Below are 19,462 nucleotides of genomic sequence, written 5' to 3' on the forward strand. Positions count from 1 at the left end.
GCACGCTCACGAGCACGAGCCTCACTCGGCTCGACCGGCCGCGAACCGCCGCCACAGCAGCAAGCCAGCGCCAGCGAGCACGACCGCCCCGCCGCCGATGAGCCACGGCAGCTGGCTGCCGCCGCCAGTCTCCCCGATCGGCGGCACGGGCGGCTTCGGCGGGACAGGCGGCACAGGCGGCGTCACCGGGTTCTCGGTGCACGCCGCGTCGCCCGGCTCGCACGTTGTCGGCGGCGTCGTGCCCTCGCCGAACACGAAGTTCGCGAGCACCCGGTTGCCAGCCTGCGCTGCCGGCAGCACCGTCACCTCGTATGTCACCGTCGCGCTGGCGCCCGCGGCGAGCGCCCCGCCGATGAGCAGCTGCTGCTGCTCCGGCCCGGTGACCGTGAGGCCGCCGGTGGTGACAGGGGTTCCGGTGAGCGAGGCATCGTCGAGCACGTCGGTGAGGTCATCGAGGTGAGCCACCTGAGCGGCCCCCTTGCCAACGTTCTCAAACGTCAGCGTGTAGCGCAGCGTATCGCCCGGCAGCACTTCGGTGCCCGAGGCTGGGTCGACGCTCTTCGTCGCGACAATCTCACCGACGGGGTTCACTGTGCAGATCGATGTTTCTGGGTCGCACACAGGCGGTGGGTCGTCGCCCGGCCGCACCACGAAGTTCGCGAGCAGGTCGTCGCCGCGCTCTCCCTCGGCGAGCACCCGCACCGTGTAGCTCACATCAACTCTCGCGCCCGGCGGGAGCGCCCCCGACACCCGCAGCACGTCGCCGTCAAGCTCGGCAAGAAGCCCGTCGCCCGTGACCACGGGGTCGCCGACGAGCGCGGCGTCGTCGAGCACGCCCGCGAGCAGATCTTCGTAGGCGACCGCGCCTTCCGCTGTGCCGCGGTTCTCAAACGTCAGCGTGTAGCGCAGCTCGTCGCCGGCAACGACCGAGGTGCCGCTTGCCGGAGAGACGCTCTTCGCGACGACGAGGTCGGGCGTCGGGTGGGTCGTGCAGCTGTTGTCGCCGGGCTCGCACACGGTCGGCGGGTCCTCGCCGTCTGCGAACACGAAGTTCGCGAGCGTGCTGTTGCCGCTGCTCTCGCGCTCGGAGTCTGGCTTCACCACGACCCTGTATGTCACCTCGCCGACAGCCCCGGGAGCGAGCGTTCCCGTCACCGTGAGCTCACCCTTCGCTGGCCCGGTCGCGGTGAGCCCGCCGGTCGCCACAAGCGAGCCAGCAACGAAGTCGGCGTCGTCGAGCACGTCTGCGAGCGAGTCGCGGTAATCGACCGCGCCCGGCGCCGTGCCCGAGTTCTCGAAGCGCAGCGTGTAGCTGAGCTCCTGACCCTCGGTGACTGCCTCGCCCGATGCGGGGTCAGAGCTCTTCTGCACCTGCACGTTGGGGGCGGGGTGCACGGTGCAGTTCCAGTTCTCTGGCAGGCACTCGGTCGGGGGCGCTTCGCCGTCAGCAACGAGGTAGTTCGCGAGCGAGTTGTTGCCAACCTCGAGCCGCTCAGCGTCGGGCTTTACCCGCACCGTGTAGCTCACTGTCACGGTCTCACCCGAGGGCACCGTGCCGAGCACAGCGATGCTGTCGCCGCGCAGCGTCGCCTTCAGCGCCGGGCTGTCGGCGGTCGGGCCGGCGATAAGGTCTGCGTCGTCGAGCACATCGGTGAGGGAGTCGGCGTATTCGACGAAGCTGTCGGCCGGCCCCCAGCTTGCGAACGTGAGCGTGTAGGTGATCTCGTCGCCAGCAGCGACCGGGGTCGTCGAGTCTGGCGTCGACGATTTCGCGGTGTCGAGGCCCGGCATGACTGCTGGGTGATCGGTGCAGCGCGGGTTCTCTGGCAGGCACAGCCCCGGCACGCTCTCGCCCTCGTCGAGCAGGTAGTTCGTCAGCCGCGCGCCGTGCGGCAGGTCGGCGTTGAGCCGGTACGTGTACGTCACGGTAACCTCTGCCCCGGGTGCGAGCGTGCCCGTCACCGCGATGGCCGGGTGGTCGCCCCCGCCGTCGAACGTCGCGCTCAGCGCTGGGTCTGAGACGACGACGTCGCCCTGCAGCGTCGCGTGCTCGCTGCCAGAGTCGAGCACGTCGGTGAAGTTCACGTCGCCGGCACCGGTTCCCTCATTGCGGAACGTGAGGGTGTAGCTCACCGAGTCGCCCGCGAGTAGCACGGTGCCGCTGTCGGGTGTCGATGACTTCTGCACGTCAATTTCGGGCTGCACGACAGGGTGCTCGGTGCACGCGTCGTCGCCGGGCTCGCACACTGTCGGCGGATCCTCACCCGTCACCACCACGACGTTGCCGAGCAGGTCGTTGCCCCGCTCGCCGTCGGCGTTCACGGTGACCTGGTAGCTCACGGTGACAGTTTGGCCCGGCGCGAGCATCCCGGTGACCCGCAGGTCGGTGCCAGCGAGCGCGGGGGTGAGCGCGGCGTCAGAGGCATGCGGCTGCACGGTGAGCCCCGCGTCATCGAGCACGTCGAAGAGGTCGTCGGTAAAGTCGACCCTGCCAGGCGCTTCGCCCGTGTTCGTGAAGGTGAGCGTGTAGTCGACAGCCTGGCCCGCCACGACCTCCGCGCCTGAGCCCGGCATTGCCGACTTCACCACCGCGACGTTCGCGGAGAGCGCCGGGTGCGTCGTGCAGGTCTCGTCAGCGAGAAGGCACTCGGTCGGGGGCGTATCGCCTGCGCCGAACACGTAGTTCGCGAGCACGTCGTCGCCGCGCTCACCGTCGGCATTCACCGTAACCGCGTAACTCACCGTGCGCTTCTCGCCGGCGGGAACGCTGCCGCCAATCGCGAGCTGCGCGTCGCTGCTCGGCCCTTTCGCGGTGAGCCCGCTGCCGGCAAGCAACGAGCCTTCGACGAACGTCGCGTCATCGAGCACAGCCGACAGGTCATCGATGTGATCGACCGGCGCCGGCGCGCTGCCCGTCGTGTTGTCGAAGGTGAGCGTGTAGCTCAGCTGCTGGCCGGCGATCACGGGCTCCGTCGATTCGGGATCCGCTGTCTTCGTCACAACGAGCCCCGGTGCGGGGTGCGTCGTGCACAGCTCGCTGCCAGGCTCGCACGTTGGCGGCGGATCGTCGTCGCCAGCGAGCAGGAAGTTCGCGAGCGTGTTGTCCTCGCGTTCGCCGTCTGCCTTCACTTTCACGGCGTAACTCACGGTTGCCTTGGTGCCCGCCGGCACCTCACCCGAGATCGCGAGCCGCCCGTCTTGGATTGCCCCGGTGAGCACCCCGGCCGGCGTCACCGTCGGCCCAGCGGTGAGCTCGGCATCGTCGAGCACGCCAGACAGGTCGTCTGTGTGCGCAACGGGCGCTTCAGCGCCGCCCTTCGAGTTGTCGAAGGTGAGCGTGTACGTGAGCGACTGGCCGGAAACCACGGCGGTACCGCTCCCCGGGTCGGAGGTCTTCGTCACGACAAGCGCTGGCTTGCCGACGGGGTGGGTCGTACAGTTCTCGTTGCCGGTTTCGCACGTTGTGGGCGGGTCAGTGCCCTCCTCGAACAGGAAGTTTGCGAGCTGCTCGTCGCCGCGTTCGCCGTCTGGTTTCACCCGCACCGTGTAGCTCACCTGCGCGCTTTCGCCCGCGGCGAGGGGGCCGGCGATCGCGAGGGCGTTGTCGGTTGGGCCAGTCACCGCCCAACCCGCCGGCGCAACGATAGAGTCTGCAACGAAGTCGGCATCGTCGAGTACTTTCGTCAGGTCATCAACGTGATCGACCTCGCCGCCGGCGGCACCGTCGTTGACGAAACTCAGAGTGTACGTCACCTCTTGGCCGGCGACGACAGTCGACCCTGTCGCAGGGTCTGCACTCTTGGCGCTGGTGATGTTCGAGGAGATGGCCTCGTGCTCGGTGCAGAGCTTCGTGGCTGGCACGCACTCGGCGGGTGTCGGGTCGTCAGATTCGACCATGAAGTTCGCGAGGTGACCGTCGCCGCGCTCGCCGTCGGCCTTCACGATCACCGTGTACCGCATCACGGCGTAGCCGCCGGGCTCGAGGCTACCCGTCACGGCGATGCGCTTCGTTGCTTCGTCAAAGGTCGCAGTGAGGTCGCCGCGGAGCTGCAGGCTGTCGCCCCACGTCGCGTCGTCGAGCACGCCGGTGAGGTCGTCAAACCAGTCGATCGGCGCGGGGGCGGCGCCCCAGTTGTTGAACAGCACCTCGTAGGTGATGCGCTGGCCGGCGCTCACCGATTCACCGCTCGGTGGGTTCGCGATCTTCACGACTTCGAGTTCAGGCACCGCGATCGGGTGGTCAGTGCAGCGCGGGTGCTCGGGAAGGCAGACTGGCAGCGACTCCTCAACAATCCTGCCGTTGCCATCGCTCAGCAACAGGTGGTTGGTCAGCCGCTCGCCGTGCGAGGCATCGTCGTTGACCCGCACCGTGTACGTGACGGTCGCACTCTCGCCCTGGGCGAGGTCGCCCGTCACGTTGATCTGGGTGCCGACGAAGGTCGCGGTCACGCCGGTTGGCCCGGTCACTGTCGGGCCGGCCTCAAGCGTCGCGCTGTCGAGCACGTCGGCAAGGTCGTCGCTGTAGAGAATCGGGCCGGTGACCTTGCTGTCGTTCGCGAAGGTCAGCGTGTAGGTAACCGTCTCCCCCCGGTGGATCACGGTTCCCTGCACGGGCTCGGAGGTCTTCACCGCGGTGACGAGCGGCGCATCGAGCGCGTAATCCTCAACCTCGCCGGTGCTGCTCATGCCGACGGGCAGAAGCTCGGCTGGGTCGGCCGCGATTCGCAGTCTGAGGAAGGTCTGCTCGCCCTCGGCCGGGGCAACGGCGTCGGCCGGTGCGGTCCAGGTGAGGGTGGCCTGCCCGTTCTCGCACTCGACGGTATCTGACCTGTCGGAGTCGAGGAAGTTGCCGTCGTGCGCCCAGTCGATCCAGCCGGCGACAAACCCCTGGGTGCCTGTTGCGACCGTGCACGCGAGTGTGATCTGAGTTTCGGCCCCAGGGGTGTAGTCGAGGGTGGGGAGCTGGGCCGCGTCGAGCGCGTCTTCGTCAGACTCCGCAAGATCCGGGCTCTCGTCGTCGAGCAGCGCATCCCAACTCGCCTGATAGGTGACCTCGGCGTCAACGTGGCTACCGAGCAGCTGCGCCGGCTCGCCGTGATCGCCGAGCTCAAATTCGGGCCCGGAGACGTACTCCCCGCCGCCTTGGGGAATCTCGCCGCCAGCCCAGGTCGGGGAGAACAGCGCACCGGCCTCACCGTAGCTCGCGGGGGCGTCGCCGAAGTCGGTGTCGACCACCATGCCGATGGCGATTGCACTCCCCCCGCCGCCCTTCAGTGTGACGTCGGCGCTCGTCGCGCCCTCCATGAACCCGACCGCCATTGGCCCTGGGCCGCGCCCGACCGATGGGTTCGCCTTGCCGATGCACTCGTCGCCGTAGGGCGCAAAACGCAGCCCGTTTGTTGTCTGGTCTACGCTCGCGTAGATGTTTGTATCGCAGTTCGGGGCGCGATAGCGGTCGATCACGCGCCAGGTCGCATCGAGCGCAGGCACAGCCTCCCCCGCCATCTCAGTGTTCGTGATCGGTGCCGCAGAGATGTATTCCTGGGTGGTCTGGTTCGATGATTCGGCGTCGGCGACTACAAGGCCCTGTAGCTGGATCGGGGTGGAGGTGGCTTTGGTTGCGTCGATGAGCTCGGCGCCGCACAGGATGCGGAACTGCACGGTGCTACCCGAGGTTGTGTTCGTGATGCCATTGACGAGCTGGTTGTCCCAGCCAGCTCCGCCGATGTTATAGAGGTACGAGAGGCCGTCACCCTGGTAGTAGCCAGATCGGTATGTCGACAGCGGGGAGCGCCCCGGTGCCCCGTTGTGTTCGAAGATGTTGCCGATCGTGCAGGTCGTGCGCAGCGTGTGCTGCCCGATTTGGCGATCGTTCGAGTAGGTAACGGTGCCGTCGGCAGCCGGCACGATCGGCCCCTCCTCACCGAAGGAGAACCAGTCGATCGACGAACGAAACTTGCCCTCACCCTCTTCCGCGAATACCGCCTCGGCGGGGGCAGAGCCAGCAAACGGAACGGCAACCGTGAACGTGCCAGCGAGCACAGCCGCAACCGCGAGCAGCGCGGTTGCTCGCCGGGGTCGTGCTCGCCGTCGCAGTGTGCTTCGGGTACCCGCTGCCGACCGTGCAATCATCTACGTTCCCCTTTGACGTGGATGCGGCGCCCAGGCGGAACGCCACGAGGTGCTCACCCCGCCGCGAGGCAGCGCACCTATACAGAGCGACCATAGCTAAAGCCAAGGTCATTCAGCATAAATATACACACGACAGATAGCCGTGGCCAGGCTCCTCGTCACACCACCAGCTGCCGGGCGAGCACCTCCACGCGCGCCCGAATGTCGTCACACACCAGGCGCATCCGCTCGACCCCCTCGATGCCGCGTTCGCCGAGCACCTCGGCGGCGAGCGCGTTGACCGTCTGCCCCGGCTCGGTGCCGGCGGAGTCGACGGCGACCGCCTCGCCAACAAGCGCGCGCATCAGCCCCGCCGCAATTTGAGACTTCTGGCCGAGCTCGTTGGCGATCACGCGGCGGCAGCCGAGGTGCACCTCCGACTGCCCCAGACCGGGGTCTGCAGCGCGAGCTAGGGGCGCCGGCCACCGAGCGGCAACACGAGCGGAGTGCCCGAGACCGGGTCAGTGATCACGCGGCACGGCAGGTCATACACGGCCTCGACAATCTGCTCCGTGATAATCTCGCGCGGCTCTCCCTGCGCCACGATCTCGCCGTCGCGCATCGCGACGAGGTGCGAGGCGTAGCGCGCCGCGTGGTTGAGGTCGTGCAGCACGGCCACGAGCGTGGTGCCGCCGCGGTGCAGCTCTGCGAACAGCTCCATGAGGTCGATCTGGTGCGCGATGTCGAGAAACGTAGTGGGCTCGTCGAGCAGCAGGTGCCCCGTCTGCTGCGCAAGCGCCATCGCCACCCACACTCGCTGCCGCTGGCCACCGGAGAGCTCGTCGACGAGGCGGCGCGACAGTTCGGTCACGTTCGTTGCAGCCATTGCCGCGGCGACCGCAGCCTCGTCGTCGCGGCTCCACGTGCGCAGCGCATGTTGATGCGGAAAGCGCCCGCGGGCAACGAGGTCGGCGACCGTGATGCCGTCGGGGGCGAGCGATGACTGGGGCAATAGCCCGAGCCGCTTGGCGACATCCTTCGACTTTTGGCGCTGAATCGACTGGCCGTCGAGCAGCACCGCCCCCGCAGTCGGGGCGAGCAGCCGCGCGAGGCCGCGCAGCAGGGTCGACTTGCCGCAGGCGTTCGGGCCGATAACGATCGTGAACGAGTGGTCTGGCACGTCGAGCGACAGACCCGTGATCACGGGGCTCTGGTCGTAACCGAGGGTGACATCACTCGCGAGCAACGAGACGGGCACGGGCGATCCTTTCATGCGCGGCGCGCGTATTGGGTGGCGAGTAGCCAGGCGAGATACACCCCGCCGACGGACACTGTGATCACCCCGACGGGCACGGCGAGCAGTTGCCCAACGGCGTCTGAGACGACGACGAGGGCAGCCCCCGTGAGCATCACGGGCAGCATGCTCATTGGCGTGTTCGCCCGCACGAGGCGCTGACTGATCTGCGGGGCAGCGAGCGCAATGAACGAGATGGGCCCTGCTGCTGCGGTGACGAGCGCCACGAGTGCGACCCCGAGTACCATCGCGGCGAGCCGTGTGCGGCCGGGGTGAATGCCGAGCGCTGTCGCGGCGTCGTCGCCCATCTCAAGCACGGGGAGCGAGCGCCGAAGCGGCACCGCGAACAGCACGACGGCGCCGAACACGATCGCTGCGGGTACGAGCTGGTCAAAGCCGAGCGACGCGATCGAGCCCGCGCCCCAGGTCGCCGCCATCATTGCCTGTTCGACGCTCACGGAAATGAGGATCCACGACGTCAACGAGCCCAGCCCCGCTGAGACGCCAATGCCGACAATGATGAGCCTGAACGACGAGACGGTGCGTTTCATCGCGAGCAAATACACCAGCAGCGCCGTCGCGAGCCCACCAACGAGCGCGCCGACGGCCTTGAACGGGTAGGTGTTGAGGTTGAGCAAGAGCATCGTGAGGGTCACCCCGAACTGGGCCCCGACGCCAAACCCAATGATGTCTGGTGACCCGAGCGGGTTACGCGTGAGCGACTGAAAGATGCCGCCTGAGAGCGCGAGTGCCGCGCCGCAGAGCACGGCAAACAGCACCCGCGGGAAGCGCCACTCGTACACCACCTGGCGTGCATCGGGGTCGAATCCGGCGTCGACGAGCGCGCGCAGGGTGTCCCAGGCGCTGAGCCCGTACGACCCGATCGTCATCGAGACGAGGCCTGCGACAACTATGGCGAGCGCAAGCGCGCAACAGACGAGCACAGTTCGCACCGACATGAGCCCCGCGAGGCCGGCGCGGTCAATGCGCAGCAGCCGGCGACCAAAATCGACGGTGCCCGGGGAATGCGTTGCGCCCGGGGCGCGTGTGCTGGAGCCCTGCGCGGCCGAGATGTCGCTCACAGTCTGCTCACCTTCCTACGCCGCACGAGCGCGATCAGCACGGGGACGCCAAGTACCCCGGTGACGATGCCGACACGCAGTTCCCCGTTGGGAAGCGCGACTCTGCCGAGCACGTCAGCGAGCAGCAGAAACGTCGGCCCGATGAGCATGGAATACCCAAGCACCCAGCGCTGATCAGGGCCGGTGAACCAGCGCACCGCGTGCGGAATCATGATGCCGACAAAGCCAATGGGCCCGGCAGCCGCAACCGCCGTCCCCGCGAGCAGTGTCACGGCGGCGACAACCATCACGCGCGTTGAGCGAATTTTCGCCCCGAGCGACTGCGCGAGGTCGTCACCGAGTGCGAGCGCGTTCAGCGAGCGAGCGGAGGCGAGGCCGAGCGCCAGCCCGAGCGCGATGAGCGGCGCGGCCCACATCAGCTGGTCGAGCGTGCGCCCGCCGATGGCCCCGACGCCCCAGAACCGCATCACCTGCAGCGTGCTGTGGTGCTGCAGCACGATCGCGGTCGTGAGCCCGGTGCAGGCCGCCCCGAGCGCAACACCCGCGAGGGTGAGCTTCATCGGCGTGGCCCCCGAGGGCCCAACCGAGCCGAGCAGGTACACCAACACGGTGAGCACGAGCGCTCCGCCGAGGGCAAACGGCACGTAGGCCCCGGGCGCGGTGAGGCCGAGCACGCCCACCGCGAACGTCACCGCGAGCGAGGCGCCGGCGTTCACACCGAGAATGCCCGGGTCTGCGAGGGGGTTGCGGGTGAAAGCCTGGATCAAGCCGCCGCACACCGCGAGGGCCGCCCCGACGATGATGCCGAGCAGCGTGCGCGGTACGCGGAGCTCGCGCACCGCCAAGTGCGCGGCATTGCCGTCGTCGTAGGCGAACAGCGCGTCAACTACCGTGCCCGGCCCGATCGCACTCGCCCCAACGCCGAGCGACGCGAAGATCGCGGCGACGAGCAGCGCGGCGGCGACGACGAGGCCGCCGAGCCGCGCGCTCAGCGCTCGCGTCACGGGCCCGCAATCGTCGGCGTGCCTGCGAGGGCCTCCGCGAGATCATCGACGTAGGTCGGGAGGATGTACTGCAGCGAGAGCACCGTCGGCGCGCTGATCGCCGAAGCATCGGCCTCACCCGCGTAGAAAACATACGATCCCTTGGCGATGGGTGCCCAGCGCGCGACGACCTTGTTCGCTACGGTGTACTCGGCCTCTGCTACCGTGCCCGCCCACGCCGCGAAGAGGTCTGCGTCTACCTCGTTGAGCCGCTCGAGGCTCACCCCGGTGTACCAGTTGTCGCCCTCGGCCGTCTCGTAAAACGTCGACATCGCCGAGGTGGAGTCGAACCCGAGTGCTTCGGTGATGCGCACGCGCGGATCGTAGTCGAGATACACCCCGAGGTCAGTGCTTCCCTCGGTGAGCGAAAGCCCCCAGACGACAGACTTGCCCGTGAACTCCGGGTGCTCTTCGGCGAGCGAAGCGACGAGATCGGTGGTCTCGGTCACTGCCTGCTCGGCACGCTCGTCTGCCCACATGGCTTTGCCGACGGTACGCGTCATGTCTTCCCACGTACCCGCGTCCCACGGCCGCTCGAGGTACGGAACGGTTGGCGCGATCTCGCTCAGTCGCTGATACTCAACATCGGTGAGGCCGGTGTAGAGCCCGAGAATAAGGTCGGGTTTCAGGGCCTTGATCGCCTCGTAGTTCGGGCCGTCTTCGGTGTATTCGATGAGCGCGGGCGTCTCACCGTACTCCTCGGTCACGTAGTCCTCGAACCAGGGCTGGAAGCCGCTCTCGCCGGCGCCCCAGACTTTCTCGACACCGACGGGGTTTTCGCCAAGTGCGGCGACGATGTCGGCCGTCATCCAGCCGAGTGTGACGATGCGCTTGGGTTTTTCCGGGATGACGGTGGTGCCGTGCGCGTGCTCAATCGAGACCCCGTTGCCGTCGGCGGGCTCGGGCGCCGCGTCGGAGGCTGGGCTGCAGCCCACAATGCTGAGGGCGGCGGCGAGGGCCAGAGCGGCGAGCGACAAACGACGCCGCCCAATGGGGCGCGCGGAAGCGTGCGACATGAATCTCCTTGCATGCGAGAGTGGATCGGTGCGCCAACCACGCACCGTTAAATTAGGCAAGCCTTACCTAACTTCGAGCCTACGCGCGAACCAGACAGCGATGTATTGCGAAGCCGACGAGTTCTGCCGAAAACCCGCCAATCATCAGATCTATCGCCAGTACTCCCCGCGAGAGGCGTCGGCCCTCGCCTGAGCGATGTACTGGCGCGGCGTGACACCAAACCGCCCCTTAAACGCGGCAGAGAACGCGCTCGTCGAATCGTAGCCGCAGCGCTGCCCGGCAAGGCCGACGGGCGTACCGCCCACAATGAGCCGCGCCGCCTCGGCCATGCGCACTCCCGTGCGCCACTGCCCGAAACTCATGCCGATATCGTCACTGAACACCCGCAGCACGGTTCGCTCGTGCAGGCCGTGCTGCGCACACAGCTCGCGCGCGGTGCGGGAGTCGCCGGGGCGCGCGAGCACCGACTCCACGAGCGAGCGCACCCGATCGTCGCCCGGCACGGGAATCTCGCTGGCGACGGGGAGCGGTGGCGGCGCGGGCTGCTGCAGCAGCTCGAGCACAACGCCCTGCATGCGCACCCGCAGCCCCGGCTCCATGTCGTTAATGCCGAGATGCAGCATCATCTCTTGCACGGCCCTGGGCACGCGCGCGCGGCGCACCTCAGCAACCGGCGCGGCCAGGTGACCGTCAGCGATATAGGTGTAGCACCCAACGGCGTCGCGCTCGTGGCGGGCGGTGTGCGCAGTACGCGGGGGCAGCCACACCCCCTCGCCCGGCCCAAGCCGCCACATCGCGTCTTCGAGGTACACCCAGACGGTGCCGCGATAGCACCAGGCGAGCATCGCCTCGGGGTGGGCGTGCGGCGTCGCAACCGGCCGGTTGCCAAGCTCGGCTCCGCCGGTCAAGACGCCGGTGCTCATGAGAAACGGGGCGGTGATGGTGCTCTCGCGCACCGCACTAGCAGCCCAGTCTTCCCCACGAAACCCATTCATCAGATGAATAGCGTAGCGGTGTCAACACGCGAGGGGCAAGCTCAGCGCGCCAGAAAGCGGCGAGCCATGCCCGAGAGCTCCTCGGGCTCCGCGGCCCGGCCAGTCACCAGTGTCTGAAACAGCACGGGGCCGACAAGCTCGGCCACGAGCAGGTCGGCGCCCGCCTCGGGCACGCCAGCGAGTGCGCCGCGGGCACGCACCCCGGCGATGCAGGCCCGAGCGGCGTCCCCGAGCACATCGGTTCCGCGCAGCAGCTCGGCGACCCTGTCATCGTGCTGGGCCTCGCCAAGCAGCGCGCGATACGCGAGACCAGCGTCAGAGCGAGTCAGAAAATCGCGCAGGGCGGTGAGGAACGCCGTGACGTCAGACTCGGCATCGACCCCCGGTGTCACCGTGAGCTCGCGGGCCGCGTCGGCGGCGCTCGCCTCGAGCAAGATCTCGGCCTTTGACGACCACCAGCGATACACGGTTTGCCTGCCGACCTTTGCGCGCTCGGCGATGCCCTTCATTGTCATTGCGGCGTACCCCTCGGCGACAAGCATGTCGTCGACCGCGCGCAGCACCGCCAGGCGGGCATCCTCGCTCCGCGGGCGCCCGAGCGGGCGTTGGTGTTGCTCCATGCGGCCACCCTAGCACTTTCGAGACTTGCTGTTCCGAAAGGACTGTGCCTATCATTACGATACAGCTTGTCTCGAATATAAGGACTCCCATGCAGGCACCCATCAAGCGCACAGACCGCCGCCCCTCCACCGCCCGCGACGTCATCGTCGTCGCGCGCGAATACGTCAGCGAGAACATGATCCGCCTCACGCTCGCCGGCCACGACCTCATCGCAACCGTTCACGACTCCCCCGGCTCCTGGGTAAAGCTCTTCGTCGACGAGCCAGACGGCTTCGGCGAGCACGGCAGGGCATACACCGTGCGCGGCTTCGACCCGGTCGCCGACGAGATCACGCTCGACATTTTTCTCCACGGCGCGGGCACGATCCCGACCTGGGCCACCCGCTGCAGCATCGGAGCCAGGGCCCGCGTCGCCGGCCCGCGAGCCAGCGGCGCCCCCAGCCGCGCAACACAGTCGCTTGCCCTCTTCGGTGACGAGACCTCGCTTCCGGCCATCGCCGCGATTCTCGAACGAGAACACTCCGGCCGGCGCGCGCACGCGTACATCGAAGTCGCCGACGAGCGCGACGAACAAGACCTCTCCCTCCCCGACAATGCCTCGACAACGTGGCTCACACGCAGGCGCGGCGAGCAGCCCGGCGCACAGCTGCTCGCCGCGGCGAAACGCACCGCCTTCTCAGACAGCATGGGGGTGTGGTTCGCCGGCGAGGCGGCCGCTGCGCACTGGTTCCGCCACGCGCTCCCCGCGAGTCGCGTCGCAGAGCTCCACGTGCGCGGGTACTGGCGCAGCGGCGTCGGCGACTATCGCGAGTAGGCCGCAGCCGAGACCGCGGCGGCGACTTCTGCCACCGTCGTGAACGCCATGCCAGCGAACCGCCCATTCGAGCGAACCTCACCCGCCCGGCGCATTTCCCCGACGTCGTCCACGAGCTCGGCGAGCACCCCTGCCGGCACCATGCCCGCGAGCCGCAGCAGATCGATCGTCGCCTCGGTGTGCCCGCCGCGCCCGCGCGTACCGAGCGGGTGCGCCCGCAGCGGCAGCACGTGACCGGGCCGAATCAGGTCTTCTGGGCGGGAGGCCTCGTCGGCCAAGACGTTCACTGTTTTTGCCCGGTCGGTGGCCGAGATGCCGGTAGCCCCGACACCCCTGGCATCGACGGTCACTGCGTACGCCGTGCCCCGCGGATCCTCATTGACAACCACCATCGGCGGCAACCCCAGAGCATCCGCCCGCTCCGCCGTGAGCGGAGCGCAGAGCAGGCCGGAGGTGTGGCGCACCATCCACCCGATCGTCTCGGGCGTCGCGAGGCCTGCCGACACGATCGCGTCAACCTCGTTCTCGCGCGACGCGTCATCGGCCACGAGCACGACGCGGCCCGCACGCAACTGCTCGAGCACCTCGGGCATCGGGGTAACCACTAGCTTTTCCATTCGATATTCCTCACTTCCACATTAACGAGACACCCTGTCTTGAATCATGCTACCATTTCGAGACACCTTGACTCATTATGAAAGCGCGTCCCATGACCTCCTCAGCCATCGAGCCCATTCCCACCCGCCCCTGGCCCGCGATCGCGGCAACCGCCTTCGCCTTCAGCGTGACAATGATGGGCACCACGCTCCCCACCCCGCTCTACTCGATCTACTCCGACGAGCTCGCATTCTCGCCGCTCACGGTTACCGTGCTCTTCGCTGTCTATGCGCTCGGGGTCGTTGGCGCACTCTCTCTGTTCGGCAGGCTGTCAGACGACCTCGGCAGACGCCCCGTGCTCATGCTCGCCGTCGGCTTCGCGCTTGTGAGCGCCTTCCTCTTCTTGCTGCCCCCGTCGCTCCCGCAGCTCACCGTCGCGCGCGTCGCCTCGGGCATCGGTGCCGGCTTCATGAGCGGTGCAGGCACCGCAGCCATGATGGATCTGTTCCCGCCCGAGCGCCGCGGCCTCGCAGGCACCCTCGCTGTTGCCGCGAATACCGGCGGGCTCGCCGTCGGCACGCTCATCGCTGGCCTGATTGCCGAGCAGGCGGCCCGGCCGCTGTTCACACCGTTCGCCGTGCACCTTGCGCTCTGCGCCCTCGCACTCGTCGGGCTGCTCGTCTGGACGCCGGCCCCGATGGGCGCCGGAAGATTCGTCATTCGCCCGAGCCGGCTGCGCGTTCCCGCCGAACTGCGCCACCCGTTTGCGCGCGCCGTGCTCGCCGCGGGGTCTGGGTTCGCGGCAACCGGCGTGCTCACGGCAGTCTCTGCGCTATTCCTGGCCCGCGATCTCGGCATGGGCAGCCACGCGCTCGCCGGATTCGTCGTGTTTCTCGCGTTCGCCGGCATGGCGATCGGGCAGCTCGTTGCCCGTCGCATGCAGGCCAGCGTCGCGCTGCCGCTTGGGTGCGGAGGCCTCGTCGTCGGAGTGGCGTTGCTCGCTCTCGCGCTCCACGGCGTCGCCCTCGCACCCCTGCTCGCCGCAGCCACCACCGTCGGCGTCTCCGCCGGGCTCTGCCTGAACGCCGGGCTCGCAACGACGGTGCAGCGTGCGCTGCCGGAGCGGCGAGGCGAGGTGTCTTCGTCGTTCTTCGCCGGGCTGTACACGATGCTCGCGCTCCCAGCGATCGGCGTCGGCCTGCTCGCCACCTCGATCGGCCTGCGCGGCGCGGGCCTCGTATTTACCGCTGCCGTCGCGCTGCTCGCGATTGCCGTTGCAACGATTGATATTGTCACGAACCGGCGCGGCGAAGCGCGGGCGTAGCGGGTGCGCGGCCCCGCCCGCGGAGCATCACGCAGAGAACACTGGTGCCCCAAGCAACGGAATTCGTGTGCGCATCGCACGCGTCTGCGCCGGGTCGATCTCTCCTACGATCGTTTCACTGGCACTTTCGGCGACGACTACCGGCACCCCATCTGGCGCGATAATTGCCGAATAGCCGATCCCGGTTGGCTCGCCGTCGTTCGTGGAGACACCGGCAGTGCGCGGATCCGCCTGATTGCACGCCACGACATAGCAGGTCGCATCCAACGCTCGTGCAGTGATGAGGGTTTGCCAGTGCAAGAGTTTTGCGTGCCCGCCAGCCCATGAGGCGGCAACAAGAATCGCGTCAACCCCGAGCTTTGCGTAGTGCTGGAACAGTCCGGGGTTTCGAATGTCGAAGCAGGTCGCAAGACCGAACGTCAGCCCGCCCGCTGTGAAGGTCACCGGCTCCGTGCCTGCTTCAACGCTCTCCGATTCCGCGAAATCGAACGCGTCGTACAGATGAATCTTGTCGTACGCGGCCTCAACTCCGGCACCAACAGCAAGCAACGTGTTGCGAATTCGGGGGTTTCCACTTGGGCCCACCGCGCCAGGCGTGAACATTCCCACGACCACGACCACTCCGTGCCGTTCAGCGATGCTTTGCACAGCGCGCGCCCAGGCGCCATCGGTTGGCTCCGCAACTTCAACAAGCGTCGGGGGCACATCAGGGCTGCCGAACGCTCGCATCATCGCTTCAGGGAACAAGACGAGTTCGGCCCCGCCCGCGGCAGCAGCCCCCACGGCCTCCTCAATGCGCGCGAGGTTTGCTGCGGGATCAACTCCGCTCAGCAGTTGTGCAACGGCGATCTTCATAGGGACGCTCTACTCTCCAACCTGTCGATGATGAAACTAGCTCAGCCCGGGAATCGGAATGAGAAGCGGAACGAACGCAACCGTGACGAGCACCGCGAGCATCACAGAGTAGAACGGCAGGGAGCCCTTCAGAACCGTGCCGACACTGTAGCCCGTCACGCTCGACATCACGAACAACACGAGCCCCACCGGGGGCGTCAACAGCCCAATCATCAACGCGAAGATCACCACGACCCCCATGTGAACCGGGTCAATTCCAAAGATGGGCGCAAGCGGCGCGAGCACAGGAACCATGATGAGAATGGCGGAGACGGGCTCCAGCAGCGCCCCAACGAGCAGCAGCAACACGAGCAAAAGGAGCATGAACACGAATGGGTTTTCCGTCACCGACAGAATGTTGCTCGCAAGCACCTGCGGCACCCGCTCCCGTGCAAGAATCCAGCCGAACAGCGCCGCTGCAACAACAATAAACATGATGGAGGCTGACGTCGCGGTCGTGCCAACGAAAGCATCCTTCAGCTTCTCTCGCGTGAACGATCGATAGATCGCGCCAAGGAGCAGCGTGTAGAACACCCCTGCGGCCGACGCTTCGGTCGGAGTGAAGATGCCCCCGAGAATTCCGCCGAGAATGACAACGGGCGCACCGAAGACCGGCAGGACTCGCACGATCTGCCGAAGCAGGCTTGGCCCAGCGGAATCTGCACGAGCACCCTCGTCAAGCTTGGTGCGCCGCGCGATGATGAATACGTAGATCAACAGCAGCAAAGTCAACAGCAGTGCAGGGATAATCCCTGCGATAAAGAGCGTCGAGATCGATACGCCCGCCGTCACGGCGTAAACGACGGCTGGGATCGACGGCGGCACCATCGGAGCGATGAGCGATGAAACTCCCGTCAGCCCGAGAGAGAAACCGACGGGATATCCACGCTTAATCATCTGGGGCACGACAACCTTGCCCATGGTCGCCGCGTCGGCAATCGCGGCGCCAGAGATCCAGGAGAACCCAAAGCTTGTCGCAACATTCACGTATCCGAGCCCACCACGCAGCCTCCCGAGCGTTGCATTGGCGACGTCGAAGATGCGGTCAGTGAACCCGCCAGCATTCGCAAGATTTCCGAGCAGAATGAACATCGGAACCGCAAGCAGCGGGAATGTATTCACGCCGCTCATCAGCTGCTGAATCGCGATATTGAGATTCGCAGTGTCGTCAAACGTCAGGTACAGCAGGGAGGGCACCAGCAGCGAAATCGCTACGGGTACACGCAGAATTAGCAGAGCGAGGAGCACCAGCACCATCACAATCGCGCTCATACGGCGGTCTCCATTTCTTGCTCGAGACTGATGTCTTCGCCGGTAATAATGAATTCGATAGTGTGCAGCGATACCAGCAGAAATGAAAGTGCCGGCGCGAGATACACGTAGACCATGGGGAGGCCAAGGGCAGGCGAAGGCAGCGTTGCGGTAGCCTCAACAAACTCAAAGCTTGCCCAGGCCACGACCCCGGTCGCCACAGTCATGACGAGCGCCGCGAACCTCACAATCCACCGGGCCACACTCGGCCGCACTGTCTCCGTGATGAAGGTGACAGCAATGTGAGCGTTCTTCGAAGCCAACGCAGCGGCACCGATGAAGACCATCCAGATAAAGATGAATCTCGCAACCTCTTCGGTCCAAGTGAATGGGTAGTGCATCACATAGCGAGAAAAGACCTGGAACATGAGCACACAGCTCAGTGCGATGAGGAGAATTACGGCGAGAGTCACCTCGACCCGAACCACCGCGTTCTTCACTGCCCGGTAGCGGGTGAGCGCGGCTCGTTGCGGCGCGGTCGCGGGTTGTTGGATAGTACTCATTGGCGTAGCGCTACTTACTTCTGGGACTCGAGGATCTCGGTGTACAGATCAGAGAACGGGAAGCCCTTTGAGAAGTGCTCCTGCACGAGTGACGCAAACTCGGTCGTGTCGATCTCATTGACGGCGATGTCGTCACCAGCACGGAACTCCTCGATGTAGGCATCCTCCTGCTCGATCACGCACTCCATTGCGGCGTCGCCCGCGACGGCGATCGCGTTCGAAAGGGCAGCCTGCTGCTCTTCTGTCAGTGACTCCCAGACCTTGCCGGCAACAACGATATGCAGCCCATCGACCATATGGCCAGTGAGGGTGAGGTTATCTTGCACCTCGTAGAGTTTCATCGTGTCGATGACGGGGGTCGGGTTCTCTTGCGCATCAACGGTGCGCTGCTGCAGGCCCATGTACAGCTCGTCGAGCGCCATCGGCGTTGGAGTGGCCCCCATCGCCTTCAGCGTCTCAATAAACGCAGGAGCATCGGGCACGCGCAGCTTCAGTCCCTTCAAATCTGCCGGGGTCGAAACCGGTCGGTTCGAAGTGACATGCCTCGTGCCGTAGTACCACCCGGGGAAGACCCGCATGCCGGAGCTCTCGTAGACCTCTTCAAGCACCGAGGTGAACTTTTCGGTCTCGTAGAAAGCCATCATTTCTTCTGGCCCCTTAAATAGGTAGCCCAGCCCAAATACATTGAAGTCTTCGTGGTAGGTGCCGACGAACGCCGAACCATTGATCGACATGTCGAGGTTGCCCGTGTAAACCTGCTCGAGCGCTTCTGTCTGCCCGCCGAGCTGTGACGAGGGGTAGGTCTCAACTTTCAAGCCCGAACCCTCGAGCTGGGTGTTCAGCTCTGTCATGCCGCAGGTCTCGTGCGGGTGCGAGGGCTCCATGAAGTGAGCGAGGCGCAGGGTACGCTCCCCCGAGCCGGCGTCAGCCTCTTTGTCGCCGGCGCCCGAAGCGCACGACGTGAGCAAGAGCAGGGCGGCTCCGGCGGCAATCGCCTTGGTGAAATATGAGCGTTTCGTCATCGCATCTCCTTTGACACACGAGGTTAGTTGAGTGTTGCATGCAACATGCCTATTAGTATTAACGATCGAACAGGGTGTGTCAAGCTGCGCGCACCAAGCCACTCTGTGCCCGAGCTTGCGGCGGGCGACTAGGCCTCAACACCCAACCAATCGCCCTCAGTGTCGCTTCCCATCAAGCGCAACAAGTGCTCCCCAGTCGCGCAGATGTGGCTCCGCATAGCCCCCGCCGCTTGAACAGCGTCACCGTCGCGCACGGCAGCAAGAATTTGCTCGTGTTCTGCGTAAATCTCCACCCAGGTGCGATCAGCAGAGAAGGTCGACAGGCCGCGAACATACGTCGCGTCGCGCGCACCATTCACCGCGCGCGTTAGACGATCATTCCCTGGCACGCTGAGCAGCACCTCATGAAACTGCCGATCTGCCAGCATGAACTGCTTTCGGTCGTTGGCCGTGCTCGCCCGCTTCATATCGCGCATCGCAGCCTCGAGCTCCCCCACCACAACACTGCCTTCGCCCGCCGAGTGAGCAGCGGCTTTCTCTGCGCAGAACGGCTCGAGCAGATAGCGCAGTTGAAAGGCAGAGATAATATCGGCGGCATTCACCTCAACGGCCCGAAAGCCCTTGTTGCGAATGATGGCAACAAGCCCGATCTCTTCGAGCTGCATGATGGCTTCTCGCACTGGCGTGCGCGAAACACCCAACTGCTGTGCCAACTCCGAGACTGAGTACGTTTCTGATGGGTCGATCGCGCCCGAAATAATCTGATTGTAGACGTAGTCCCGAACCTGCTGTGCGAGCGGCTCGACTCGACTAATAACGGATTCCATACGTCAC

At 66.1% G+C, this 19,462-nt stretch carries 16 protein-coding genes; 2 read left to right on the forward strand and 14 right to left on the reverse strand.

Annotated features, from left to right (window positions below; all coding sequences use genetic code 11):
- Positions 1-21 precede the first annotated feature (21 nt).
- The 8 genes from ABD115_RS11500 to ABD115_RS11535 form a co-directional block, all read right to left on the reverse strand.
- Positions 22-6,132 (reverse strand): CshA/CshB family fibrillar adhesin-related protein, encoded by a 6,111-nt coding sequence (locus ABD115_RS11500; protein ID WP_343960921.1) that lies wholly within the window; start codon positions 6,130-6,132, stop codon positions 22-24.
- A gap of 158 nt (positions 6,133-6,290) precedes the next feature.
- Complete coding sequence (locus ABD115_RS11505; protein WP_382388862.1) at positions 6,291-6,524, reverse strand: arsenate-mycothiol transferase ArsC; 234 nt, start codon at positions 6,522-6,524, stop codon at positions 6,291-6,293.
- A 56-nt stretch (positions 6,525-6,580) separates the two neighbouring features.
- Entirely contained in the window at positions 6,581-7,369 is a 789-nt protein-coding gene (locus ABD115_RS11510) for an ABC transporter ATP-binding protein (protein ID WP_343960923.1), read from the reverse strand.
- A gap of 11 nt (positions 7,370-7,380) precedes the next feature.
- A complete protein-coding gene (locus ABD115_RS11515; protein ID WP_343960925.1) occupies positions 7,381-8,487 on the reverse strand; it encodes a FecCD family ABC transporter permease in 1,107 nt (368 codons plus the stop codon).
- Positions 8,484-9,491, reverse strand: coding sequence for a FecCD family ABC transporter permease (locus ABD115_RS11520; protein ID WP_343960927.1), 1,008 nt, complete (start codon positions 9,489-9,491; stop codon positions 8,484-8,486). The genes ABD115_RS11515 and ABD115_RS11520 overlap by 4 nt, the downstream gene beginning before the upstream one ends.
- The gene (locus ABD115_RS11525; protein WP_343960929.1) at positions 9,488-10,546 is read right to left on the reverse strand and encodes an ABC transporter substrate-binding protein; all 1,059 of its coding nucleotides are present in this window, start codon (positions 10,544-10,546) and stop codon (positions 9,488-9,490) included. The genes ABD115_RS11520 and ABD115_RS11525 overlap by 4 nt, the downstream gene beginning before the upstream one ends.
- A 150-nt stretch (positions 10,547-10,696) precedes the next feature.
- Complete coding sequence (locus ABD115_RS11530) at positions 10,697-11,542, reverse strand: helix-turn-helix transcriptional regulator (protein ID WP_343960932.1); 846 nt, start codon at positions 11,540-11,542, stop codon at positions 10,697-10,699.
- 41 nt (positions 11,543-11,583) lie between these two features.
- Positions 11,584-12,162, reverse strand: a complete 579-nt coding sequence (locus ABD115_RS11535) for a TetR/AcrR family transcriptional regulator (protein WP_343960934.1) — start codon at positions 12,160-12,162, stop codon at positions 11,584-11,586.
- Between the two features lie 89 nt (positions 12,163-12,251).
- Between ABD115_RS11535 and ABD115_RS11540 the strand changes: the two genes are divergently transcribed.
- Positions 12,252-12,977 carry a siderophore-interacting protein gene (locus ABD115_RS11540; RefSeq protein WP_343960936.1) on the forward strand — a complete coding sequence of 242 codons (726 nt, stop codon included), beginning with the start codon at positions 12,252-12,254 and terminating at the stop codon, positions 12,975-12,977.
- Here the strand turns inward: ABD115_RS11540 and ribB are convergent.
- Positions 12,965-13,594, reverse strand: coding sequence for a 3,4-dihydroxy-2-butanone-4-phosphate synthase (ribB, locus tag ABD115_RS11545; RefSeq protein ID WP_343960938.1), 630 nt, complete (start codon positions 13,592-13,594; stop codon positions 12,965-12,967). The genes ABD115_RS11540 and ribB overlap by 13 nt on opposite strands.
- A 92-nt stretch (positions 13,595-13,686) precedes the next feature.
- On the opposite strand from ribB, the gene ABD115_RS11550 reads away from it, so the two are divergent.
- On the forward strand, positions 13,687-14,898 hold the full coding sequence (locus tag ABD115_RS11550) for an MFS transporter (RefSeq protein ID WP_343960940.1): 1,212 nt from the start codon (positions 13,687-13,689) through the stop codon (positions 14,896-14,898).
- Between the two features lie 27 nt (positions 14,899-14,925).
- Here ABD115_RS11550 and ABD115_RS11555 read toward each other — a convergent pair whose 3' ends face one another.
- From ABD115_RS11555 to ABD115_RS11575, 5 genes are all read right to left on the reverse strand, one after another.
- On the reverse strand, positions 14,926-15,753 hold the full coding sequence (locus ABD115_RS11555; RefSeq protein ID WP_343960942.1) for a nitrilase-related carbon-nitrogen hydrolase: 828 nt from the start codon (positions 15,751-15,753) through the stop codon (positions 14,926-14,928).
- 36 nt (positions 15,754-15,789) lie between these two features.
- The gene (locus ABD115_RS11560; RefSeq protein ID WP_343960944.1) at positions 15,790-17,064 is read right to left on the reverse strand and encodes a TRAP transporter large permease; all 1,275 of its coding nucleotides are present in this window, start codon (positions 17,062-17,064) and stop codon (positions 15,790-15,792) included.
- Entirely contained in the window at positions 17,061-17,606 is a 546-nt protein-coding gene (locus ABD115_RS11565) for a TRAP transporter small permease (RefSeq protein WP_343960946.1), read from the reverse strand. Before ABD115_RS11565 ends, ABD115_RS11560 begins: the two co-directional genes overlap by 4 nt.
- Before the next feature lie 14 nt (positions 17,607-17,620).
- Positions 17,621-18,628, reverse strand: a complete 1,008-nt coding sequence (locus tag ABD115_RS11570) for a DctP family TRAP transporter solute-binding subunit (RefSeq protein WP_343960948.1) — start codon at positions 18,626-18,628, stop codon at positions 17,621-17,623.
- A 128-nt stretch (positions 18,629-18,756) separates the two neighbouring features.
- Positions 18,757-19,455, reverse strand: coding sequence for a GntR family transcriptional regulator (locus tag ABD115_RS11575; protein WP_343960950.1), 699 nt, complete (start codon positions 19,453-19,455; stop codon positions 18,757-18,759).
- Positions 19,456-19,462 lie beyond the last annotated feature (7 nt).

It is taken from the genome of Leucobacter albus (assembly GCF_039528015.1).
Classification (GTDB): Bacteria; Actinomycetota; Actinomycetes; order Actinomycetales; family Microbacteriaceae; genus Leucobacter; species Leucobacter albus.

Excerpts from the sequence above, each read along its gene's own strand:
- ABD115_RS11550 (WP_343960940.1), top strand. The coding sequence starts at position 13,687 with ATGACCTCCTCAGCCATCGAGCCCATTCCCACCCGCCCCTGGCCCGCG.
- ABD115_RS11525 (WP_343960929.1), bottom strand. The coding sequence starts at position 10,546 with ATGTCGCACGCTTCCGCGCGCCCCATTGGGCGGCGTCGTTTGTCGCTC.
- ABD115_RS11500 (WP_343960921.1), bottom strand. The coding sequence starts at position 6,132 with ATGATTGCACGGTCGGCAGCGGGTACCCGAAGCACACTGCGACGGCGA.
- ABD115_RS11555 (WP_343960942.1), bottom strand. The coding sequence starts at position 15,753 with ATGAAGATCGCCGTTGCACAACTGCTGAGCGGAGTTGATCCCGCAGCA.
- ABD115_RS11540 (WP_343960936.1), top strand. The coding sequence starts at position 12,252 with ATGCAGGCACCCATCAAGCGCACAGACCGCCGCCCCTCCACCGCCCGC.
- ABD115_RS11560 (WP_343960944.1), bottom strand. The coding sequence starts at position 17,064 with ATGAGCGCGATTGTGATGGTGCTGGTGCTCCTCGCTCTGCTAATTCTG.
- ABD115_RS11530 (WP_343960932.1), bottom strand. The coding sequence starts at position 11,542 with ATGAATGGGTTTCGTGGGGAAGACTGGGCTGCTAGTGCGGTGCGCGAG.
- ABD115_RS11535 (WP_343960934.1), bottom strand. The coding sequence starts at position 12,162 with ATGGAGCAACACCAACGCCCGCTCGGGCGCCCGCGGAGCGAGGATGCC.
- ABD115_RS11570 (WP_343960948.1), bottom strand. The coding sequence starts at position 18,628 with ATGACGAAACGCTCATATTTCACCAAGGCGATTGCCGCCGGAGCCGCC.
- ABD115_RS11575 (WP_343960950.1), bottom strand. The coding sequence starts at position 19,455 with ATGGAATCCGTTATTAGTCGAGTCGAGCCGCTCGCACAGCAGGTTCGG.
- ABD115_RS11565 (WP_343960946.1), bottom strand. The coding sequence starts at position 17,606 with ATGAGTACTATCCAACAACCCGCGACCGCGCCGCAACGAGCCGCGCTC.
- ribB (WP_343960938.1), bottom strand. The coding sequence starts at position 13,594 with ATGGAAAAGCTAGTGGTTACCCCGATGCCCGAGGTGCTCGAGCAGTTG.